Origin of the sequence: Hoylesella enoeca JCM 12259, from assembly GCF_000613405.1 — a bacterium.
Classification (GTDB): domain Bacteria; phylum Bacteroidota; class Bacteroidia; order Bacteroidales; family Bacteroidaceae; genus Prevotella; species Prevotella enoeca.
The window spans coordinates 111,131-131,520 of the sequence record NZ_BAIX01000002.1; the positions used below are offsets into that span (position 1 = coordinate 111,131).

The window sequence follows — 20,390 nt, forward strand, 5'->3', positions numbered from 1 at the left end:
GTTGATCGTCATCTAATCCATTACGCTTGTTTATTGCCACCCTATCCCGCTTTACCAGCTTGCTTTCTTCACGCCCGGAATCAAACCAGCAGAAGCCATTTCACGGAATTGGATTCGCGAAAGACCGAACTGGCGGATATATCCCTTCGGACGACCTGTTATCTTACAACGATTGTGAAGACGAATCGGGTTTGCATTCTTAGGGATAGCTTGAAGCTTACGAGCAGCATCATAGGCCTCGGCGAGATCTCCCGAGGTAGTGATGATCTTCTTTAAGGCTGCTCGTTTTTCCGCATAACGTGCCACTAATTTAGCGCGTTTCACTTCGCGGGCTTTCATTGATTCTTTTGCCATATTGCTTAATCCTTTTTAGCGTTCTTAAATGGGAGACCGAATGCTTTCAACAAAGCATAACCTTCTTCATCTGTCTGTGCAGAAGTAACAAAGGTGATATTCATACCTTGAATACGATCTATCGAGTCAAGATTAATTTCTGGGAAGATGATCTGTTCGGCGATACCCAATGTGTAGTTACCACGTCCATCAAATTTGCTCTCAATCCCTTTGAAATCACGAATACGAGGGAGTGCCACACGCACGAGTTTTTCGAGAAACTCGTACATTCGCTCACGGCGCAAAGTAACCATCACACCAATCGGCATTTTCTTACGCAACTTGAAGTTGGCTATATCCTTCTTCGAATAAGTTGCAACTGCTTTCTGACCTGTTATGGCAGAGATTTCGTTCACAGCCACCTCAATCAGTTTCTTGTCTTGTGTTGCGTCGCCCAGTCCTTGATTGATAACAATCTTCTTCAATACAGGAATCTGCATCACAGAGGAATAATTGAACTGTTCTTTCAATGCCGGAACAATGCGCTCAGCATATTCTTTTTTCAATTGTGCCGTATTCATCACTTAATTTCCTCCCCTGACTTTTTAGCAATGCGAATCTTCTTTCCATCCTCCGTTAGTTTAATTCCCACTCGTGTAGGCTTTCCACTTTTTGGATCAATCAGACTCAAATTAGAGATATGAATCGGAGCTTCCTGCTTAATAATACCGCCCTGAGGACTCTTGGCAGAAGGCTTCGTGTGCTTAGAGATCATCCGACAACCCTCAACGATTGCTCGGTTCTCATCGACTAAGACTTTAAGAACCTTACCAGTTCTACCGCGGTCCCGGCTATCGCCTGCAAGGACCATCACGGTATCACCTTTCTTGATATGTAATTTACTCATTACTCTTCTGTTTTAATAATTAAAGGACCTCAGGTGCCAAAGAAACCACTTTCATATTCACCGCACGGAGTTCACGGGCTACTGGACCGAAAATACGACTTCCACGAAGCTCGCCCGCATTGTTCAACAATACACAAGCGTTATCATCGAAACGTATATAAGAACCGTCTGCACGACGAATCTCTTTCTTTGTACGAACAATCAAAGCTTTTGATACCGCACCTTTTTTCAAATCACTTGACGGAATAACGTTCTTGACAGCAACGACTATCACGTCACCAACACTTGCATAACGACGGCGAGTACCTCCTAAGACACGAATGCAAAGTGCCTCACGCGCACCGCTGTTATCACATACTGTAAGTCTTGATTCTGCTTGTATCATAATTACTTAGCCTTTTCAATTATTTGAACTAATCTCCATCGCTTTGTTTTACTCAAAGGACGGGTCTCCATAATAAGTACAGTGTCGCCGACATTCGCCTCGTTCTTCTCATCGTGTACGTGGTATTTCTTTGTCTTCTGTACAAACTTACCATAAATTGGGTGCATCTCTTTGAACTTAGCGGCAATAACAATGGTTTTATCCATTTTGTTGCTGATGACAACCCCTTGTCTTGTCTTTCTTAAATTTCTTGTTTCCATCTTGGACATTGTTATTTGTTAAGTTCTCTCTGGCGAAGTTCCGTCTTCATACGTGCGATGTCACGACGTGTCGCTTTAATCTGTGATGGATTTTCAAGAGGAGTTGTTGCATGATTCAGCTTCATCCGATGCAAAGCTTCCACAGCATTTTCTAATTTCTCGGCCAAATCTTTGGTCTCGAGTTCTCTTACTTCTTTACTCTTCATAATAGCTTAAGCGTTTTTATCGAAATCACGTCTAACAACAAACTTGGTCTTGACCGGGAGTTTCTGTGCCGCAAGGCGAAGCGCCTCCTTGGCAATATCGAAACTTACACCTTCCACTTCAAAGAGGATACGGCCCGGAGTTACCGGTGCAACCCATCCTGCTGGATCTCCCTTACCTTTACCCATACGGACATCGGCAGGCTTACGTGTGATCGGCTTATCAGGAAATATACGAATCCAAACCTGACCTTCACGCTGCATATAACGGTTAACGGCAACACGAGCAGCCTCAATTTGACGGCTGTCTATCCATTTTGCTTCAAGTGTTTTGATGCCAAATGTGCCGAAAGCCAGTTGTGTGCCTCTATGAGCATTGCCTTTATTGCCACGCCCATCTTGAGGTCTTCTATATTTAACTCTTTTTGGCTGTAACATTACTTACTTCTTCTTTTAACGGTTATTGTTTCTCCTACGATTACCGCCACGACCGGAACGAGAACCGAGCCGTCCTGCATTTTGCTTATCTTGTGCGAAATTCGGTGCGAGATCACGCTGTCCATAAACCTCGCCACGACAAATCCACACCTTAATACCAAGCAATCCTACTTTCGTAAGAGCTTCTGCCTGACAATAATCAATGTCTGCACGGAATGTATGCAAAGGTGTGCGTCCTTCTTTCAGCATCTCTTTACGAGCGATTTCTGCACCGTTCAGACGACCTGAAATCTGTACTTTAATACCTTCTGCACCTGCACGCATCGTGTTTTGAATAGCCATCTTAATAGCACGACGATAAGCAATCTTACCCTCGACTTGGCGAGCGATGTTATTCGCAACGATAGTTGCATCAAGTTCCGGTTTCTTAATTTCAAAGATATTGATCTGAATATCTTTCTTATAGAGCCGTTTCAGCTCTTCCTTCAATCTGTCAACATCCTGTCCGCCTTTACCGATAACGATGCCAGGACGGGCTGTACAAATAGTAATGGTGACGAGTTTCAACGTACGTTCGATGACAATACGCGAAACGCTGGCCTTTGCCAAACGTTCGTTCAGATAGTTGCGAATCTTCTGATCTTCAACGAGATTTTCTCCGAAACTCTTGCCACCAAACCAATTTGAATCCCAACCACGGATAATACCAAGACGGTTGCTTATTGGATTAACTTTCTGTCCCATTCTATTTATTCTTTTTCGTCATTAGTTTTGGCATCAACAAACAAAGTGACATGGTTGCTACGCTTACGGATTCTATAACCACGACCCTGCGGTGCCGGTCTCATACGTTTCATTGTAACACCCTCGTCAACAAAAACTTTGCTTATATAAAGCTCACCGTCTTCTGCCTTGCGATCATTCTTCTGTTCCCAATTCGCAATAGCCGAACGCAGTAATTTCTCAACATCTGCAGCAGCTTGTTTCTTCGAGAATCGCAAAACACCCAAGGCACGATTTACTTCCAAGCCACGAATCATATCTACAACGTAGCGCATTTTGCGTGGAGAAGAAGGAACACCATTGAGCTTTGCAAAATACAAACTCTTTAATGCCTCTTTTCTCTTTTCAGCTGATATATGTTTTCTTGCTCCCATTATTACTCTTTACATTTAAATGGTTACTCCCGATTATTTCTTATTACCGGAGTGTCCGCCAAACCTGCGAGTAAGAGAGAACTCACCCAACTTGTGACCGACCATATTCTCGGTAATGTAAACAGGGATAAATTTGTTTCCGTTATGAACAGCAACGGTATGTCCCACAAAATCCGGGGAAATCATTGATGCTCGAGCCCACGTCTTAACGACACTCTTCTTGCCACTTTCATTCATTGCAAGAATTTTCTTTTCGAGTGAAACGTTGATATATGGACCTTTTTTTAATGAACGACTCATAATTTACTCTTCTTAATGTTATTTACTTGCTCTTTCAATGATATACTTGCTTGAAAGTTTCTTAGGTGCACGTGTTTTGAGACCCTTAGCATACAAGCCCTTACGTGAGCGTGGATGGCCACCGCTCTGACGGCCTTCACCACCACCCATTGGGTGATCAACAGGGTTCATAACAACACCACGGTTGTGAGGACGACGTCCCAACCAACGCGAGCGACCAGCCTTACCCGACTGTTCCAATGCGTGATCAGAGTTACCCACACTCCCAACAGTAGCCTTACAAGCAGAGAGAATCTTACGAGTCTCACCAGAAGGAAGTTTAATTACACAATAACTACTCACGGGAAGTCAACTGAGCAAAGTTACCAGCCGAACGAACGAGCAGAGCACCTTGTCCCGGGCGCAATTCAATGTTGTGAATTACTGTACCCACAGGAATGTTTGCCAAGGGGAGAGCATTGCCGATTTCCGGCGCAGCTTCTGCACCCGACATCAATTTTGTGCCGACTTGCAGTCCATTAGGAGCAATAATGTAGCGTTTCTCACCATCAGCGTAATACAACAAAGCGATACGAGCCGAGCGATTCGGATCGTATTCGATTGTTTTTACCACTGCTGGGACACCATCTTTCTCTCGCTTAAAGTCGATCAGACGGAATTTTCTTTTATGACCACCGCCCATGTAGCGAACAGTCATTTTACCGGTGTTGTTTCGACCGCCGGTAGAGCGCTTCCCGTAAACGAGAGATTTCTCTGGTACGGATGCAGTAATATCCTCGAACGTACCAATAACTTTGTGTCTTTGTCCCGGTGTAACCGGTTTCAATTTACGTACTGCCATTTTTTATTTTAAATATTGCTGTAAAAATCTATTTGATCACCAGCCTTCAACGTAACGATCGCCTTCTTGAATGCAGCCTTTTGTCCCTTCACAAGACCGGCTTTTGTGTAACGGCTCGAACGCTTTCCTGCATAACGCATCGTATTCACATCCACAACCGTAACATTATATAGGCTCTCGATTTCTGCTTTGATTTCAAGCTTGTTTGCCTCCGGTCTAACGATAAAGCCATACTTAGGCAAAGCAGGCTTTTCATAAGTATAAACCGTCTTTTCCTTCGTTACGTCAGGCTTTCCTTTCTTTTTGACAACATAGCTGATCTTTTCCTCTGCTGCATTCTTAGCCTTTGCAGCTTTTTCATTAGCAGCTTTCAGCTTCTTGCTTTCAGAAGACTTGTCTGTAATTTTGGTCATCTTCTCAGTGACCAATGGTTTAATGATAAATGCCATATTTCTACTGTCTCCTTAATTATTTAGCCAAGATCTCATCAATGGTCTTCAACGAATTTTCAGTCACAACAAGCACATCCGCATTCAAAACTTTATAAGTATTGAGTGAAGATGCGGTCATAACCTCAGAACGCTGTAAGTTACGAGCTGACAAATATACATTTTTATTTACTTCCGGCAAAACAAGAAGTGTTTTTTTACCATCAACTTTCAGATTTTTAGCTATATTTACAAAATATTTTGTCTTTGGGGCATCCATTGAGAAGTCTTCGACCACAACGATTGCATTTTCCTGTGCCTTATATGACAAAGCTGAGCGACGAGCCAAGCTCTTCACTTTCTTGTTCAACTTGAAACCATAATCGCGCGGTTTCGGACCAAACACGCGACCACCACCGACAAGCACGGGCGAATTGATATCGCCGCGACGTGCACCGCCGCCGCCTTTCTGACGACCTAATTTTCGAGTGGAACCGCTTACTTCGCTTCTCTCCTTTGTTTTAGCTGTACCCTGACGCTGATTAGCGAGATACTGCTTGACATCCAGATAGATAACGTGATCGTTAGGCTCAATTCCGAAGATCGATTCGTTTAACGTAACCTTTCTTCCGGTCTCCTGACCATTGATATTTAAAACGCTAACTTCCATTATTTCTCAATTAATACGGTTGAACCATTACATCCGGCAAACGAACCCTTAACGATCAAGACATTCTGTTCCGGAATCACTTTTAACACTTTGAGGTTCTGAGTCGTCACGCGGTCGCCGCCCATTTGTCCGGCCATACGCATTCCCTTGAACACCTTGGCGGGATAAGAACAAGCACCGATAGATCCCGGTTTGCGGGCGCGGTCGTCCTGACCGTGTGTGCTCTGACCAACACCACCGAAACCGTGGCGCTTCACTACTCCCTGGAAACCTTTACCCTTAGACGTTCCAACAACATCGACAAACTCTGCGTCGTTGAACAGTTCAACAGTGATTGTATCACCGAGGTTATACTCCTCATCGAATTTGAACTCGGCCAAGTGCTTCTTCGGTGTTGTACCTGCTTTCTTGAAGATTCCCAGCATCGGCTTCGTCGTTCGTTTCTCCTTAGCCTCTGCGAAACCTAATTGAACTGCTTTGTAGCCGTCTTTTTCAACGGTCTTTACTTGGGTAACAACACAAGGACCAGCTTCGATAACAGTGCACGGTATGTTTTTACCGTCGGCACTGAAAACGGATGTCATTCCGATTTTTCTTCCAATTAATCCTGGCATTTCAATTAAATATTTAAATGATTTTCAATTTACCGTCTTTCAGCTTCTAAGTAGATGTTTTTCGTAAGCTCATTAAGCATCAATGAGCACCTAAAAAAGCACATATTGCTATCCTTTGAGGATCAAACACTTGTCCGCTTACAGACAGAATAACCGATAAAAATTTTCTATTGACGAACTACACTTTGATTTCCACCTCGACACCGCTGGGCAATTCGAGTTTCATCAGTGCGTCAACCGTCTTTGCTGTTGAGCTGTAAATGTCGATCAGACGTTTAAAATCCGAGAGCTGGAATTGCTCACGAGCTTTCTTGTTGACGAACGTACTGCGGTTTACAGTGTAAATACGCTTATGTGTTGGCAATGGAATAGGACCGCTCACGATAGCGCCCGTAGCCTTAACTGCCTTCACAATCTTCTCTGCTGACTTGTCAACCAACTTGTGGTCATAAGATTTCAGCTTAATTCTAATTTTCTGACTCATTGTCAATGAAGTTGTTTTATTGTTATTCTTAAATGAAGAACGAGGTGCACCGGATAAGAGTCATTCGCTATCCGGTGCCTCTATTCACCTTATCTTATACTAAGTCTGTACGGCCTTTCACTTCTTCGAGTACAGTCTTGGCAATCGAACTTGAAAGCGGAGCGTGGTGATCATACTCCATCGAGCTTGTTGCACGACCCGAAGTGATGGTACGCAGAGCTGTTACATAGCCGAACATCTCGGCCAACGGAACCATAGCTTTGACGATACGGGCACCGCTGCGAGCCTCATCCATACCTTCGACCTGACCGCGACGCTTGTTCAAGTCACCGATAACATCACCCATATTCTCCTCAGGAGTAACGACTTCCACCTTCATGATCGGCTCCATCAAAACCGGACCGGCTTTCGGGCAAGCGTTTCTGAATGCGTTATGCGCTGCGAGTTCGAATGAGAGCTGATCTGAATCGACTGGATGGAAACTACCATCGGTCAATGTCACCTTCATTCCTGTCATCGGGAAGCCACCAAGCACTCCACTCTTCAAAGAGTCTTGGAATCCTTTTTGCACCGCAGGAATAAATTCCTTGGGCACATTACCACCCTTCACTTCGTTGATAAATTGCAAATCGCCCTCGGTATAGTCATCATCTTTCGGGCCAACTGTAACGATAATATCTGCGAATTTACCGCGACCACCGCTCTGTTTCTTGTAAACTTCACGCAGTGTGACGGGCTGAGTGATAGCCTCTTTATAGTTAACCTGTGGCTTACCTTGATTACATTCCACCTTGAATTCACGCTTCAGACGATCGATAATGATATCGAGGTGAAGCTCACCCATACCTGAAATGATCGTCTGCCCACTCTGCTCGTCTGTGCGAACGGTGAAAGTAGGATCCTCCTCAGCAAGTTTGGCAAGTCCATTATCCAGTTTTGTAATATCGGCTTGGCTCTTCGGCTCAACAGCAATAGAGATCACTGTGTCGGGGAAAGTCATCGACTCCAACACGATTGGATGTCCCTCATCGCAGAGCGTATCACCAGTACGAATATCTTTGAAACCTACTCCGGCTCCGATATCGCCTGCATCGATACTCTCCATAGGGATTTCCTTATTCGAGTTCATTTGGAACAAGCGGCTGATACGTTCTTTCTTGCCCGAACGGGGATTATAAACATAAGAACCAGCAACCACTTTACCCGAGTAAACACGGAAGAAAACCAAGCGTCCCATGAATGGATCTGTAGCTATCTTGAATGCAAGAGCAGCCGTAGGTTCAGCTTCAGACGGTTTACGATCTTCCTCTTCATCAGTCTCAGGATTCGTACCCACGATATTGTCGGTATCGAGTGGCGAAGGCAGGAATGCACAAACATAGTCCAACAGTGGCTGAACACCTTTATTCTTATACGAAGAACCCAACAGCATCGGCGTCAAATCCATTGAGAGTGTACCTTTGCGGATCGCAGCAATCAGTTCTTCTTCGCTGATCTCTTGACCTTCGAGATACTTCTCCATCAATGCATCGTCGAAGTTAGCAGCGCTTTCGATCATTTTCTCGCGCCATTCGTTGGCTTCGTCAACGAGGTCTGCGGGGATTTCTTCAACGTCGTATTCAGCACCCATTGTCTCATCGTGCCAAAGGATTGCCTTCATTTTGATCAGGTCGACAAGTCCTTTGAAATTCTCTTCTGCACCGATAGGAATCTGAACCGGACACGGATTAGCACCCAAAATGTCTTTCATCTGCTGAACAGTCTCGAAGAAATCAGCACCCGAACGGTCCATTTTGTTCACATATCCGATACGGGGAACATTGTATTTATCAGCCTGACGCCACACCGTTTCAGACTGAGGCTGAACGCCATCAGCTGCAGAATACGTTGCAACAGCACCATCGAGCACACGCAGTGAACGCTCAACCTCGGCCGTAAAATCAACGTGTCCCGGAGTATCAATCAAATTGATCTTGTAAGAAGCACCTTTATAATTCCAGTTACAAGTTGTTGCGGCAGACGTAATCGTGATGCCTCGTTCCTGCTCCTGTGCCATCCAGTCCATCGTGGCAGCACCATCGTGCACCTCACCTATCTTGTGAGTCTTACCCGTATAGAACAAAATGCGCTCCGATGTGGTTGTTTTACCAGCATCGATGTGTGCCATAATACCGATGTTACGCGTCAAATGTAAATCGCGATTTGCCATTTTCTTTTTACCTTTCCTATTGATTTAGAATCTGAAATGAGCAAAAGCACGGTTAGCTTCAGCCATTCGGTGCATATCCTCTTTACGTTTGAAGGCGCCACCTTGATTATTATAGGCGTCCATAATCTCTGCTGCAAGCTTCTCAGCCATGCTCTTTCCGCCGCGTTTACGAGCAAAAGCGATCAAATTTTTCATTGAAACGCTTTCCTTACGATCCGGACGAATCTCGGTCGGAACCTGAAACGTTGCACCTCCAATACGTCGACTCTTTACTTCCACTTGCGGAGTGATGTTGTCAAGAGCCTGTTTCCAGATTTCGAGAGGTGTTTTTTCTTCTTTCGACATCTTCTCTTTTACGGTGTCGAGAGCCTTATAAAAAATCTCATAAGATGTATTTTTCTTACCGTCATACATCAAATGATTGACAAACTTGGAGACCTTCTGGTCACCGAAAACGGGATCTGGCAGGATCACACGCTTCTTAGGTTTTGCTTTTCTCATTTTGTTTTGAAAATAAATAAATTCTGCATGGGGCTGTCTCTACTGTTCTTCAACGCCCGCCCTCGGGCATTTACTCAACCTGTTATTAACAAATCTCCAGCAAAACGGGTTATTTGAGTTTGTGAATCTGCGAGTTCTCTTAGCCTGTAAGCTCACATTCACAGTTCTTTTAAAGTTTAAGTTTCTAAGTTTCAGAGTCTTCGCCGTCTTTATAGCCCAGCGTAAAAGTTCCGAAGTTTTGCATCACCTGCAATCTTACCAACTTGCAAACTCATCCGTTTAAAAACTTAACGGCAGTATTATTTCTTAGCTGCCTTAGGACGTTTAGCGCCATACTTCGAACGACGTTGCGTGCGATTAGCCACTCCGGCCGTATCAAGCGTACCGCGAACGATGTGATAACGCACACCAGGAAGGTCTTTCACACGGCCACCACGCACCAAAACGATGCTGTGCTCTTGCAAATTGTGACCCTCTCCCGGGATGTAAGAGTTCACTTCTTTTTGGTTCGTCAAACGAACACGGGCAACTTTACGCATTGCCGAATTAGGCTTTTTAGGAGTCGTTGTATAAACGCGGACACACACACCGCGACGTTGCGGACAGTTGTCCAACGCTGGTGACTTGCTCTTGTCGGCAACGACCGTTCTGCCTTTTCTTACCAATTGTTGAATTGTAGGCATAATGTCAATTTTTAATTTATATATTATTTTGTTTAATATCAACCTTTTATGAAACACCTCGATTGAGACATTTCGGCGTGCAAAGGTACAAACAATTATTGGAAACACCTAATATATAGCATTCCCAAACCAATTATATTATAATCATTTAACATTAAACAACCCTGAAAGAATCGTTTACTACGATTCTTTCAGGGCTGTTCAGTTGGTCTGCCGATCATTTTTGGCACGATCAGCAGCTAAAAACAGCACCCCGGAATGGCTTTCCTACCTAAATCCCCAATCCACTATCACATTCCGAAAAACGACATAGGCCATCAGAATAAAGGCTATCCCTTTATAAATTCGTCCCCAATAGGATCGCCTATTTTCATCGAACAGATAACGAACTCCGCCCCAAGAAAGGAATAAAAACAGACATATCCAAGGTGCAAAAAGCTCATACGTTCGGTTGTTCCACATTAGAACAAAGACGCAGAAGACTGCAATCCACTCTGAACGATCAAGATCATGAAACTCGACGACCCTCTTAAACATCTCTTTCATACGCTTTGATTCTTTCATCTTCCATATAAAATGTACACGATAACATATTAAAAGCAAAGTCTCTCACTCTCAAAATAATCTTCATCAACTCCATAACCCCATTACCTAATTATTATTAAGCGCAACAAACATACATATTTTTTATCAAATCCTCGCCAAAAAACTCGCAAAGTTAACATGATTTAAACATTTGATTATCATAAAAGAATTATTGTTCTATAAACTATCAGACTCAAACTCACATCAAGATGCATGAAAAAATCACGACAAAAGAGTGTTCAGGAAAGCGTGTGATTCAGAGCGGGAAAGTTGTGTTTTGAGAGTGAAAAAGAGTGAGTTGGAAGACAATCGCGCCACTTTCAGAAGCGATTAACAGTGAGTTGAAAGCTGAAAAACGGTTAATGGGCCTGCAAAAGATGATCTTTCACAGGCCCATTAGCAGTCCGTTTACGTGCATTTTGAGTCAAGAATGTTTGTCAAACAAATACAGTCGTCTGGTAATCAACAACTTGCAAATCGTGCATAACTCGCGTATTTCCGCCCGGCAATGACTTCGTTGGAAAATATCGAAGTATTGTCAGGGGTTTTTAATCAAATATCTTGACAAATGGCTATGCCTAATTCGCCTCTCCGTTACCGCTTCCGAAAGGTGCAATCGTGCGTGGCTCCTGAGCTGGGAATTCGATTTTTCCGAACTCACTTTCATATTTATATAAGTTCTCTTGCAACGCTTGGAGGAGCCGTTTGGCATGTTCGGGTGCGAGAATCACCCTGCTGCACACCTCAGGTTTGTCCATTCCGGGGAGGATTCGAGCGAAATCCAGGACGAAATCGCTATGCGAATGCGAGATAAGTGCGAGATTCGAGTACACGCCAGAAGCGATTTCGGGTTTCAGATCGAGTTGAAACTGCATCTGTTCTTGTTGATTGTCGTTTGCCATTATTTATTAGTTTTTAAAAGAATAAACAAATATTTTTATACAAATCAACCCTTAAACGGCAAATCCGAAAGCGTTATTACCGTTAATAGTCAATCACTTTGCAAAGATACAGAAAATACGATGAGATTCAAGTAGATTATTGTTGAAAATGCCGTATCTTCGCAATCGCAAACCATTTCACGACAGAATATGCCCGAAATTGCGATCATCGGTGGCGGCGCAGCCGGCTTTTTCGCTGCCATCAGTGCTAAAAATATACAACCGCAAGCCACGGTCACGATCTTTGAAAAGTCGGATCGGGTGCTCGCCAAAGTACTGATTTCGGGTGGCGGACGCTGCAATCTGACCAACTCTTTTGCTCGGGTGCATGACTTGAAGCAGGCTTATCCGCGCGGAAATCAACTCCTCAAACGTTTGTTCAATATCTTCGATCATCACGACACCTATCGTTGGTTTGAACAACGGGGCGTGCCGCTCACGACGCAAGACGACGAATGCATATTTCCCCGGTCGCAAAACGCGGCGAGCATAACCGATTGTCTGGTGCGAACAGCTGTGCAATCGAGCGTTGAAATACGCACGAGACAAGCCTTGAAACGCCTTAACCCCTTATCCGACGGGCGTATCGAGACGGTGTTCAAAGGTGGGAAAGCAACTGCTTTCGATCGAGTGATCATTGCAACGGGCGGTTCGCCGCGCGCAGAAAGATTTCGTTATTTGGCCGATTTAGGTCATGAAATCATCGATCCGGTGCCTGCGCTGTTCACGTTCGATGTCAGCGAGCCTGAGTTTCGAGCTTTGATGGGCACCGTTATCAATCCTGTTGCCTTGTCGATACCGGCAACCAAACATCGCAGCACTGGTGCGTTGCTTATCACGCATTGGGGAATGAGCGGACCGGCTACACTGAAACTGTCTTCGTATGCTGCCCGATTTGTCAGCCAACAAGACTACCACTTCGATGTTTCCATCAATTGGCTCAACGAGCGCAATGCCGAAACGGTTCGTCAACAGTTGTCGACGATTGCCGAAACACATCCCAAGAAGCAACTTGGTAGTAGCTCGCCCGGCAACCTTTCGGCCCGAGTTTGGCATTATTTACTGCAAAGAGCGTCGATCGAAGCAGACAAACAATGGAACGAATTAGGCCAGAAGGCGTTTCATAAGCTCATCGAAACGCTCACCAACGACATTCATTCAGTGACAGGAAAAGGTAGTTTTCGTGACGAATTTGTCACTTGCGGCGGAGTGAGTATCGGCAGCATTCATCTTCAAACACTTGAAAGCAAAGTTTGTCCGAATCTCTTTTTCGCCGGTGAAGTGCTTGACATTGATGCGATTACGGGTGGTTTCAATTTGCAAGCAGCATGGACTACGGGATTCGTTGCTGGTCAATCAGCCGGCCAATTGAGCAATTGACAAGCTGTCTTAACCCCAACTCTCACCTTGTGGGGAGCTGTTTCGAAGAAGAATCAAGGACTGAGGATTGAGAACTAATGCTTGAACTGACGCATAACATTAGCAGGCGGGCGACCGTTGAGCAGTTCACGCTTCATAAAATCCATGTAAGGAGCTACATGTTTAAAGAATTTGAAATAGCCTTTACATAGATAATTCAAACCTGGTTGACCGTCGGCCGTCATCGCAAAACGATTTTTAGGGCATTCGCCATTGCATGCAAAGAGATACTCACAAGCCTTACACTGATGGGGCAAGGCATCTCGTTTCATTCGTCCGAATGCTTTCTGCTTCTCCCCATACAGCATCTCGACCAGCGTTTGCTGCCGAATATTACCGAGTTTGTATTCCGGAAAGACAAAATGATCGCATGAATAAACATCACCATTGAATTCCATCACCGAGGCATGACCGCATTCCCGCGCATAGACACACACACCGGGCGACTCTCCCACCCAGTTAGCGAGTGTGCTGTCGAATAACTGTATGTAATAATTCCCTACATCGTGGCGCACCCACTCATCGAAAATCGCACAAAGAAAATTGCCCCATTGCTCGGGCGTTACGGAGAAATCTGCCACCAGACAATCGATGCTGTCTTGCCAATGAGCTAAATGTCGACCATCACTATGCGGCATCATACGCTCTACGACGGGCGTAAACTGAATGTAATGACAACCGATTTCTTTAAAGAAATGATAGAAATCGAGCGGATAATCAGCATTGAAATCGCTGACAACAGCCATCGCATTCCATGCCACATCATATCTATTCAAGAGTCGAATACCCTGCATCACTTTCATAAACGAAGGCTTTCCCGACGGCGTTCGTCGATACTCGTCATGAAACTCTTGCGGCCCGTCGATGGAAACGCCCACAAGCCAGTTGTTCTCTTTTAGGAAACGGCACCACTCTTCGGTGAGCAACGTACCGTTAGTTTGTATCGCATTGTCGATCTGCCGACCTCGGGCATATTTCCGTTGCAGTTCCACCGCCCGCCGATAAAACGACAAGGGGCGCATGAATGTCTCTCCCCCGTGCCAGGTGAAGAGCACTTGATTCATTGTTTGAGCCTCGATATATTCGCGGGTGAAACGTTCCAGCATCTCATCCGTCATCACATGACGAGGCGTCTGATCATAGAGCTTGACCTTTTCAAGGTAATAACAATAGGTGCAAGCCATATTGCAATGCGCCCCAATGGGTTTCAACATCACGTAGAGAGGACGAGAAAAGGGAGCGATCGTATTCGTCATAACCGGTGCATACGATCAATAAGCGGTCTTGTCAACTCGCTCTTCCCACATCCGAAAGGCCCGGGCTGCTGCTTCGGGCAGCAGAATCGTCATCTTTTTCTGTCGGTCTTCGGGTTTCAGCGGTATCTCCTGATAGATAAAGTCATCATCAAATCCTATGCGGGCAGCATCTTTACGATCATTGGCATAATAAATTCTGTCAAGTCTCGCCCAGTAAATCGCCCCGAGACACATAGGACACGGCTCACAGGAAGTATAGATCTCACAACCCGAAAGATCGAAAGTATCTAAACGAGCAGCAGCCAACCGGATACAATTCACCTCTGCATGGGCCGTCGGATCGTTGTCGATCGTTACGCGGTTAGAGGCCTCGGCCACGATCTCTCCATCTTTGGCGATAACCGCTCCGAAAGGTCCGCCGCCGCGGTCGACACTCTCTTCCGACAAAGCAATAGCCCTGCGCATCAATTGTTCTTTATTCATCATATTCTCTTTTTCATGTTTTTGGCTTTCAGACCGATCCTCGTTCATACATGTTCCATACACGAACAGAAATCGACCTTCTTGTTATTCCATTGCAAATTTAGACAAAATAATTAGAACAACGGCAGTTTTCGCAGTTAAAGAGGCTACTGTTATTTCACATACTGCGAGGGAGTAACACCGCAAATAGCTTTGAAAGCGCGAATAAATGTAGAATAATCAGAGAATCCGCACAACTCAGACACTTCCTTAAAACTCATCCGTGGGTTCTTATCAAGCAACAACTTGGCTTTCTTAATCTTGATTCGTTGGATGTAGGCAGCAGGAGATTGGCCTGTCAATGCTGTCATCTTGCGATAAAACTGACTGTTGCTCATGCACATCCTCGATGCGAGCTGTGTCACGTCTACGTTTTGTCCGTCGTTTATCAGCAGATAAATATGATCTGTCACGGTCAATAAAAAGCGACGGTTGACATGGTCTTGGGATGTGGTATCCTCTTCATCCCCCGGCTCTTGCGAATATTTCTCACGCAACAGACAACGCTGTTCCATTAACTTCGCTACACGCGTGCGCAGCTCCTCGCTGTTAAACGGCTTGGTGAGATAAGCATCCGCCCCTGCCTTCAACCCCTCCACGCGGTCGACTTCGCTGATCTTCGCCGTGACAATAATGATGGGTACATGATTGATCACGGCATCGCCACGCACTTGTCGGCACACATCCAATCCGCTCATGCCAGGCATCATCAGGTCGGTAATAATCAGGTCGGGCACAAGTTGCTTGGCCTTTTCCAATCCCCCCAGGCCATCCGAAGCATAATAGATAGCATAGCGGTCGGCCAGTTGCGAACCGATATAGGCTGCAACATCACCATTGTCCTCGATAATGAGCAACCGGCGGCTGTCGTTGTCGCTTGCAGCGCTGTCATCCGGCACTGCGGAGTGTTCGGGAAGCAGCGGTGTATTCACGGTCTCGTTCGGTCCGACGTCGGCATACTGCTTTTTGCCATGGCTAACCGGAATGGAGAGTCGGAATGTTGTGCCCTTATCCAATACGCTTTCCACCGTAATAGTTCCGCCCACGGCATCAACGATTTGCTTCACCAAGGCCAAACCCACTCCCGTACCGAGATGAGCTGCTTCGCTCTCAGCCTGGTAAAAGGGTTCGAAGATATGGGCAACACTTTCTGGCAAAATCCCTTTGCCCGTGTCGGCTACATCGAGCAACAGACATCTCCCGTCGCGCCATAGACTGACACTCACCCTACCATACTGAGGTGTAAACTTCAAGGCGTTAGAGAGCAGGTTGTTCAGTATCTTATTGACATAATCGGGCACGAAATCCACCTTCGTGTCGCCTTTTGCTATGAACTGTAAATCAATACCGCGACTGCGGGCATAGTCGCGATAGCTCTCTACGATCATTCCCACCTGCACGGCTATATCGCCATGACACCAATCAGGATCGCCCACGGCCGACTTCACCTTAGAAATATCCAGCAACTGATTGATCAGTTGGAGCAGACTATTGCCTTGGCGCTCAATGGTGCAGGCCCGTTCGCGTATCGGCCTGATGCCTCCTTGTCTTGCGCCATATCGCGACTCAAACCGAGTATCACGCTGAGTGGCGTGCGAAACTCATGGGTAATATTGGTAAAAAAGTTCTCGCGCAGCTGACTCATCTTTTTCAACAAGCGGTGGTTACGTCTTTTCATCCGACCCGAATAATACAAGAAAGCCACGATGAGCAACAACAACACAATCAAGAGTATGCCGGCATAGAGAATACCCAGTTTCGCCGTGCGTTCCGATTCCAGCTCCTGTCGTGCGCGCCCCATTTGCTCCAGCTGTTGCCTACGCTCCACATTCAGACTCACATTCTGTATTCTATTCATCTTCTCCATGCCCACCATGCTATCTCGCAGCGCCGATGCCGCCACATGGTTCTCCAAAGCCTTACGGTAATCGCCTTGTCGCTCATAGAGTCGGTAATACATGTCATGGATACCGGCCAGATGCTCCTTCGACTTGATCTTTCGTGCTGTCATTTCTGCCTGATGCAGATTGTCGAGCGCCCGCACACTGTTGCCCGTAGCATAATCAATATGGGCCAGTGCCATCTGCGACTCCAAGGCGTGCCACTCGTCTTTCGACTCTTTCATCATCGCATAAGCCGTTTGATATTCGGCATAAGCTCTGTCATACTGCCGTGCATCTTCATAGAGCGAACCATAGAAAGTGTGGCAGAGCGCGATGCCGACAACATTACCGGCCTCTGTGTTGAGTGCCATCGAATGACGATAATACACCCATGCCGAGTCGTTCTGCTTGCGATACTTGAAGATAGAACCCAGATTGGCGAAGTCGATGGCCTGCCCCACCACACTGCCCAATGCCTTCTCGCCGGCAAGGGCTAAACGCAATGCGCTGTCGGCCCGCTCATAGTTGCCCAGCGTCAGATAGATATTGCCCAATCCGTTGAGTGATCGCAAACGATTCTTCTTCGCTGTGAAAGAAGTATCCGTACATGCCTCGCTGAGCCTTAGCGCACGATAATGATATTCTTGGGCGGCATCGAGCACTCCCAGCCTACGATACACGGTACCTATATTATTGAGTGCCTGCACCCATTCAAGGGTATCACAGAGTGTTTCAGCCAGTTTCAGTCCTTCACCATGCACCCGCAGTGCCTCATCGAAACGACTTTCATTGCGCAATGCCTTTCCCCATTCCCGCAGAACAACTATGCTACCGAGCTGATTGCCCGTAGCCTCCATCCGCTTGTGCAACAGAGCAAGCGAGTCTACCGAGTGCACGGTTTTCACGATGCTATCGACCACATGCCGTTCATCGGATGTGAAGCCGGATGGTCGATCCGTGCAAGACACGAGCAGCAGCACGATCGGTGTGCATCTTCTGAATACGCTCCATTTCATACAATACCACTTACCCTCCATTTTTAAAGATGAGGACATCAAATGTTATTTCCATAACCTTGTTCTTGATTCTTTTGCTGCAAATATAACAGAATTTCAAGGAATTTCCAACCGTTTCGCTTGCTTTTTTGGAAGCAATGAGCAAATAGTCTCTCACTTTATTATTGCAAATCTCACACCCGTTCCTGCCCTATACAAAGGCTTTCCGAAACATTCATGCACGATTTTGCAAGATCGGCAGAAGTGAAGATTGCATGATTTTGCAAGAATTTTGACCGATTGTGCAAAGCCTCATCCATGGATCGGTCTCTATATTTGCAACAAAATTAAATCAATAGCCAGACATCGGGACAAGAATCGAGACAACGCCCCCAATCGAAATACGCATCATGAAACAAGGACAGACTGATATAACTTCGCAACAGGACAAAAATCTGGATATGGTGGACGAGCACATGCAACTCCTCGACACCATCCAAGAGATGGTAAAGACGGAAGTGAACAAGCGTATCGGAGAATTGATCCGGACCGAAGAAAAAAAAGATCCGCACCCCGAGAATCCACCGCCGCGGAAGCAGCGAGCGCGCCACACGTTCTGGCAATATGCCCGAAACTTCATTCTCGAATTGTTCTGATTCCTCGGAAAACAAAAGCGGTGTCTACCGCACGCGGAGACCGAAGTCTCATCGGTTCGGGAATCCTGACAGACAAGTCTCATCAACAAATTTCATAGGCGTCATTGACAAGTCGTATACCTGTGGGGCACAAGTCGCATACCTGTCATCGACAAGTCGTATATCTCTCAACAACCCATCCGCAGACATAAAATATTCGATCACTCTATTCACCGACAAAGCCGAGCAAGGACGGCAAGGATAAGACGACTGTGCATTCATTCCATCAACAAGCATATTCAAATCCTTAATCATCATCCAAACGCCCGAGCCTCCGACACGGCGTTGCTCCGAAAGGAGTTGCAATAGGGAGGTACCTTAAATAACATGAACAAAAGACGAACGAAACCGCTCATTCCGCCACTCAGCGGCAGATGGGCACGAGTGGGTCTCTGCGTCCTGTTCTCTGCAACCATAGCCGCCGGCGCACAGGCGCAGAACACAGAGGAGGGCAGAACACAGCCACCGCAAGATCAAAACAGCGAGCTACGCACCCGCACTTGGAGTATTTATGCCGAGGGCGGACTGTCGTGGGCTACTGATGTATGGTATCAGAACCTCAATGCCAAACGCAGTTATAAGCAGTCGCCTGCCGTGGGTGGTGGCATTGACTTCACCATCCGCCCATGGGTGCGTGTGGGCGCTGAGTATCTCTGGTCACGCTATCGTCGTGAGCAACGCTTCTCTACGCTTGACACCAAGACGATGCCTGTCAAGGTCTATGGCAACTACCTAATGAACTACCACAACGCCAAACTGGGCTTGGGCTTCAACTTTATGGAGTTGTGGCCGCGACGCTGCACTCTGTGGCTGAACATCTGGTTGAGTACGGGCATAGGCTACACTTTCGCAAGAGACAACGAGTACGCCATCACTTTCAGCAATACCAAGACGCAAGGCGGCAAGACAACGCCCATCGGCGAAGGCGAGAATATTGGCAACGAGTCAAGCGTTACTGTCGTAGGCAATGTGCGCACGACAAATCACCACGAGCACTTCAACAAGCTCTACATTCCTGCCTCACTACACATCGAGGCCGACATAAGCCGACGCTTCACGATCGGTCTGAAAGGCGAGATGGACTGGGTGCTCAACCGCAAGACAACAATGCCCGAGAGTCTCCTCTTCGGTCTGGCCACGCTGCGTTACAACTTTGTGGCGAGCCGCGCCAAGGTGCTGACAAAGTATTACACCGGCGAGATTGACGCGCTGAACGACCGCATCAACACATTGCAGCGGGAGACTGAAACCGAGCAGGCACGAGCTAATCGAGCTGAAGCCGACAAGACAAAACTCCGGCAGAAGTCCGAAGAGCTGCAACGCCGCTTAAATGACTGCCAAAACAGCAAGACCACAAGAGCACAAAGGCCCTCATTCGTTGTGCGGTTCAACAACGACAGCCATGTACTGACGCCCAAGGAAGCGAAGCGCTTGAAACTCTTTGCACAGGTGATGATGGGCCATAAGTTTTCCATCGTAGCCGAAGCCAGCACGCCTGGCACCGAAGAGCACAACCAGCGACTCAGCGAGCGCCGTCTGCAAAGCGTGGTCAACGTGCTACGGGCAGAAGGTATTGTCCCGGCCGACATTGAGCCGCAGACAGCCATTGGCGCACGGAACGGCATTGCAACTGCCGAGGGACGAAAAGTAACCATCAATATAAAAGATTAACAAACGTGAG

The 20,390-nt window shown here is 46.4% G+C and carries 25 protein-coding genes and 1 pseudogene; 3 read left to right on the forward strand and 23 right to left on the reverse strand.

The features are described 5' to 3' along the window. Window positions 1-51 precede the first annotated feature (51 nt). From rpsN to JCM12259_RS01390, 19 genes and pseudogenes are all read right to left on the reverse strand, one after another. Window positions 52-354, reverse strand: a complete 303-nt coding sequence (rpsN, locus tag JCM12259_RS01295; RefSeq protein ID WP_025065130.1) for a 30S ribosomal protein S14 — start codon at window positions 352-354, stop codon at window positions 52-54. Window positions 355-359: 5 nt separating this feature from the next. Next, a complete protein-coding gene (rplE, locus tag JCM12259_RS01300) occupies window positions 360-914 on the reverse strand; it encodes a 50S ribosomal protein L5 (RefSeq protein ID WP_036888347.1) in 555 nt (184 codons plus the stop codon). Beyond that, a complete protein-coding gene (gene rplX, locus JCM12259_RS01305) occupies window positions 914-1,240 on the reverse strand; it encodes a 50S ribosomal protein L24 (RefSeq protein ID WP_025065132.1) in 327 nt (108 codons plus the stop codon). The genes rplE and rplX overlap by 1 nt, the downstream gene beginning before the upstream one ends. Window positions 1,241-1,259: 19 nt before the next feature. After that, window positions 1,260-1,625, reverse strand: coding sequence for a 50S ribosomal protein L14 (gene rplN / locus JCM12259_RS01310; RefSeq protein ID WP_007899763.1), 366 nt, complete (start codon window positions 1,623-1,625; stop codon window positions 1,260-1,262). 2 nt (window positions 1,626-1,627) lie between these two features. Then, complete coding sequence (rpsQ, locus tag JCM12259_RS01315; protein WP_051559048.1) at window positions 1,628-1,894, reverse strand: 30S ribosomal protein S17; 267 nt, start codon at window positions 1,892-1,894, stop codon at window positions 1,628-1,630. 2 nt (window positions 1,895-1,896) lie between these two features. Then, window positions 1,897-2,091, reverse strand: coding sequence for a 50S ribosomal protein L29 (gene rpmC, locus JCM12259_RS01320; protein WP_025065134.1), 195 nt, complete (start codon window positions 2,089-2,091; stop codon window positions 1,897-1,899). A 6-nt stretch (window positions 2,092-2,097) separates the two neighbouring features. Next, a complete protein-coding gene (gene rplP / locus JCM12259_RS01325) occupies window positions 2,098-2,526 on the reverse strand; it encodes a 50S ribosomal protein L16 (RefSeq protein ID WP_021582865.1) in 429 nt (142 codons plus the stop codon). A 15-nt stretch (window positions 2,527-2,541) separates the two neighbouring features. Next, complete coding sequence (gene rpsC / locus JCM12259_RS01330; RefSeq protein ID WP_025065135.1) at window positions 2,542-3,270, reverse strand: 30S ribosomal protein S3; 729 nt, start codon at window positions 3,268-3,270, stop codon at window positions 2,542-2,544. A 5-nt stretch (window positions 3,271-3,275) separates the two neighbouring features. Then, window positions 3,276-3,683, reverse strand: coding sequence for a 50S ribosomal protein L22 (gene rplV / locus JCM12259_RS01335; protein WP_025065136.1), 408 nt, complete (start codon window positions 3,681-3,683; stop codon window positions 3,276-3,278). A 33-nt stretch (window positions 3,684-3,716) separates the two neighbouring features. Then, entirely contained in the window at window positions 3,717-3,983 is a 267-nt protein-coding gene (gene rpsS, locus JCM12259_RS01340) for a 30S ribosomal protein S19 (RefSeq protein ID WP_021582854.1), read from the reverse strand. A gap of 18 nt (window positions 3,984-4,001) precedes the next feature. Then, window positions 4,002-4,824, reverse strand: a pseudogene (gene rplB, locus JCM12259_RS13105) (50S ribosomal protein L2). An 8-nt stretch (window positions 4,825-4,832) separates the two neighbouring features. Then, window positions 4,833-5,273: a 50S ribosomal protein L23 gene (rplW, locus tag JCM12259_RS01350; RefSeq protein WP_025065137.1), complete on the reverse strand. Its 441-nt coding sequence runs from the start codon at window positions 5,271-5,273 to the stop codon at window positions 4,833-4,835. Window positions 5,274-5,292: 19 nt separating this feature from the next. Further along, entirely contained in the window at window positions 5,293-5,922 is a 630-nt protein-coding gene (gene rplD / locus JCM12259_RS01355) for a 50S ribosomal protein L4 (RefSeq protein WP_025065138.1), read from the reverse strand. Next, window positions 5,922-6,536, reverse strand: coding sequence for a 50S ribosomal protein L3 (gene rplC, locus JCM12259_RS01360; protein ID WP_025065139.1), 615 nt, complete (start codon window positions 6,534-6,536; stop codon window positions 5,922-5,924). The genes rplD and rplC overlap by 1 nt, the downstream gene beginning before the upstream one ends. Window positions 6,537-6,714: 178 nt before the next feature. Next, window positions 6,715-7,020 carry a 30S ribosomal protein S10 gene (gene rpsJ / locus JCM12259_RS01365; protein WP_021582852.1) on the reverse strand — a complete coding sequence of 102 codons (306 nt, stop codon included), beginning with the start codon at window positions 7,018-7,020 and terminating at the stop codon, window positions 6,715-6,717. Between the two features lie 94 nt (window positions 7,021-7,114). After that, window positions 7,115-9,229, reverse strand: coding sequence for an elongation factor G (gene fusA, locus JCM12259_RS01370; RefSeq protein WP_025065140.1), 2,115 nt, complete (start codon window positions 9,227-9,229; stop codon window positions 7,115-7,117). A gap of 24 nt (window positions 9,230-9,253) precedes the next feature. Further along, complete coding sequence (gene rpsG / locus JCM12259_RS01375) at window positions 9,254-9,730, reverse strand: 30S ribosomal protein S7 (RefSeq protein ID WP_025065141.1); 477 nt, start codon at window positions 9,728-9,730, stop codon at window positions 9,254-9,256. A 299-nt stretch (window positions 9,731-10,029) separates the two neighbouring features. Further along, window positions 10,030-10,413 carry a 30S ribosomal protein S12 gene (rpsL, locus tag JCM12259_RS01380; RefSeq protein WP_021582876.1) on the reverse strand — a complete coding sequence of 128 codons (384 nt, stop codon included), beginning with the start codon at window positions 10,411-10,413 and terminating at the stop codon, window positions 10,030-10,032. Window positions 10,414-11,576: 1,163 nt separating this feature from the next. Then, entirely contained in the window at window positions 11,577-11,900 is a 324-nt protein-coding gene (locus JCM12259_RS01390; protein ID WP_025065143.1) for a DUF3467 domain-containing protein, read from the reverse strand. Window positions 11,901-12,089: 189 nt separating this feature from the next. Here JCM12259_RS01390 and JCM12259_RS01395 point away from each other — a divergent pair, with 189 nt between their 5' ends. Then, window positions 12,090-13,319: a BaiN/RdsA family NAD(P)/FAD-dependent oxidoreductase gene (locus JCM12259_RS01395; RefSeq protein WP_025065144.1), complete on the forward strand. Its 1,230-nt coding sequence runs from the start codon at window positions 12,090-12,092 to the stop codon at window positions 13,317-13,319. A 74-nt stretch (window positions 13,320-13,393) separates the two neighbouring features. On the opposite strand, the gene JCM12259_RS13110 is transcribed toward JCM12259_RS01395, so the two are convergent. From JCM12259_RS13110 to JCM12259_RS17580, 4 genes are all read right to left on the reverse strand, one after another. Next, the gene (locus tag JCM12259_RS13110) at window positions 13,394-14,614 is read right to left on the reverse strand and encodes an anaerobic sulfatase-maturation protein (protein ID WP_036888348.1); all 1,221 of its coding nucleotides are present in this window, start codon (window positions 14,612-14,614) and stop codon (window positions 13,394-13,396) included. 15 nt (window positions 14,615-14,629) lie between these two features. Further along, window positions 14,630-15,097 (reverse strand): nucleoside deaminase, encoded by a 468-nt coding sequence (locus JCM12259_RS01405; RefSeq protein ID WP_025065145.1) that lies wholly within the window; start codon window positions 15,095-15,097, stop codon window positions 14,630-14,632. Between the two features lie 152 nt (window positions 15,098-15,249). Then, a complete protein-coding gene (locus tag JCM12259_RS17575; protein WP_309546390.1) occupies window positions 15,250-16,602 on the reverse strand; it encodes a hybrid sensor histidine kinase/response regulator transcription factor in 1,353 nt (450 codons plus the stop codon). Window positions 16,603-16,610: 8 nt separating this feature from the next. Beyond that, window positions 16,611-18,074 carry a tetratricopeptide repeat protein gene (locus tag JCM12259_RS17580; protein WP_309546391.1) on the reverse strand — a complete coding sequence of 488 codons (1,464 nt, stop codon included), beginning with the start codon at window positions 18,072-18,074 and terminating at the stop codon, window positions 16,611-16,613. Window positions 18,075-18,424: 350 nt separating this feature from the next. On the opposite strand from JCM12259_RS17580, the gene JCM12259_RS13120 reads away from it, so the two are divergent. Together JCM12259_RS13120 and JCM12259_RS01425 are read left to right on the forward strand one after the other, a co-directional pair. Beyond that, complete coding sequence (locus JCM12259_RS13120; protein WP_025065146.1) at window positions 18,425-18,670, forward strand: hypothetical protein; 246 nt, start codon at window positions 18,425-18,427, stop codon at window positions 18,668-18,670. A 366-nt stretch (window positions 18,671-19,036) separates the two neighbouring features. Next, window positions 19,037-20,380, forward strand: coding sequence for an OmpA family protein (locus tag JCM12259_RS01425; RefSeq protein ID WP_025065147.1), 1,344 nt, complete (start codon window positions 19,037-19,039; stop codon window positions 20,378-20,380). Window positions 20,381-20,390: the final 10 nt, after the last annotated feature.

Bases quoted from the DNA above. Each gene is read 5' to 3' on its own strand.
- rplW (WP_025065137.1), bottom strand. From the start codon at position 5,273: ATGGCATTTATCATTAAACCATTGGTCACTGAGAAGATGACCAAAATT.
- rplE (WP_036888347.1), bottom strand. From the start codon at position 914: ATGAATACGGCACAATTGAAAAAAGAATATGCTGAGCGCATTGTTCCG.
- rpsN (WP_025065130.1), bottom strand. From the start codon at position 354: ATGGCAAAAGAATCAATGAAAGCCCGCGAAGTGAAACGCGCTAAATTA.
- JCM12259_RS17580 (WP_309546391.1), bottom strand. From the start codon at position 18,074: ATGTCCTCATCTTTAAAAATGGAGGGTAAGTGGTATTGTATGAAATGG.
- rplC (WP_025065139.1), bottom strand. From the start codon at position 6,536: ATGCCAGGATTAATTGGAAGAAAAATCGGAATGACATCCGTTTTCAGT.
- rpsQ (WP_051559048.1), bottom strand. From the start codon at position 1,894: ATGTCCAAGATGGAAACAAGAAATTTAAGAAAGACAAGACAAGGGGTT.
- rpsS (WP_021582854.1), bottom strand. From the start codon at position 3,983: ATGAGTCGTTCATTAAAAAAAGGTCCATATATCAACGTTTCACTCGAA.
- JCM12259_RS01390 (WP_025065143.1), bottom strand. From the start codon at position 11,900: ATGGCAAACGACAATCAACAAGAACAGATGCAGTTTCAACTCGATCTG.
- rplX (WP_025065132.1), bottom strand. From the start codon at position 1,240: ATGAGTAAATTACATATCAAGAAAGGTGATACCGTGATGGTCCTTGCA.
- rpsJ (WP_021582852.1), bottom strand. From the start codon at position 7,020: ATGAGTCAGAAAATTAGAATTAAGCTGAAATCTTATGACCACAAGTTG.
- JCM12259_RS01395 (WP_025065144.1), top strand. From the start codon at position 12,090: ATGCCCGAAATTGCGATCATCGGTGGCGGCGCAGCCGGCTTTTTCGCT.
- rplV (WP_025065136.1), bottom strand. From the start codon at position 3,683: ATGGGAGCAAGAAAACATATATCAGCTGAAAAGAGAAAAGAGGCATTA.
- rpsC (WP_025065135.1), bottom strand. From the start codon at position 3,270: ATGGGACAGAAAGTTAATCCAATAAGCAACCGTCTTGGTATTATCCGT.
- JCM12259_RS01425 (WP_025065147.1), top strand. From the start codon at position 19,037: ATGAACAAAAGACGAACGAAACCGCTCATTCCGCCACTCAGCGGCAGA.
- rpsG (WP_025065141.1), bottom strand. From the start codon at position 9,730: ATGAGAAAAGCAAAACCTAAGAAGCGTGTGATCCTGCCAGATCCCGTT.
- JCM12259_RS01405 (WP_025065145.1), bottom strand. From the start codon at position 15,097: ATGAATAAAGAACAATTGATGCGCAGGGCTATTGCTTTGTCGGAAGAG.
- JCM12259_RS13120 (WP_025065146.1), top strand. From the start codon at position 18,425: ATGAAACAAGGACAGACTGATATAACTTCGCAACAGGACAAAAATCTG.
- rplN (WP_007899763.1), bottom strand. From the start codon at position 1,625: ATGATACAAGCAGAATCAAGACTTACAGTATGTGATAACAGCGGTGCG.
- rplD (WP_025065138.1), bottom strand. From the start codon at position 5,922: ATGGAAGTTAGCGTTTTAAATATCAATGGTCAGGAGACCGGAAGAAAG.
- rpsL (WP_021582876.1), bottom strand. From the start codon at position 10,413: ATGCCTACAATTCAACAATTGGTAAGAAAAGGCAGAACGGTCGTTGCC.
- JCM12259_RS13110 (WP_036888348.1), bottom strand. From the start codon at position 14,614: ATGACGAATACGATCGCTCCCTTTTCTCGTCCTCTCTACGTGATGTTG.
- rpmC (WP_025065134.1), bottom strand. From the start codon at position 2,091: ATGAAGAGTAAAGAAGTAAGAGAACTCGAGACCAAAGATTTGGCCGAG.
- rplP (WP_021582865.1), bottom strand. From the start codon at position 2,526: ATGTTACAGCCAAAAAGAGTTAAATATAGAAGACCTCAAGATGGGCGT.
- fusA (WP_025065140.1), bottom strand. From the start codon at position 9,229: ATGGCAAATCGCGATTTACATTTGACGCGTAACATCGGTATTATGGCA.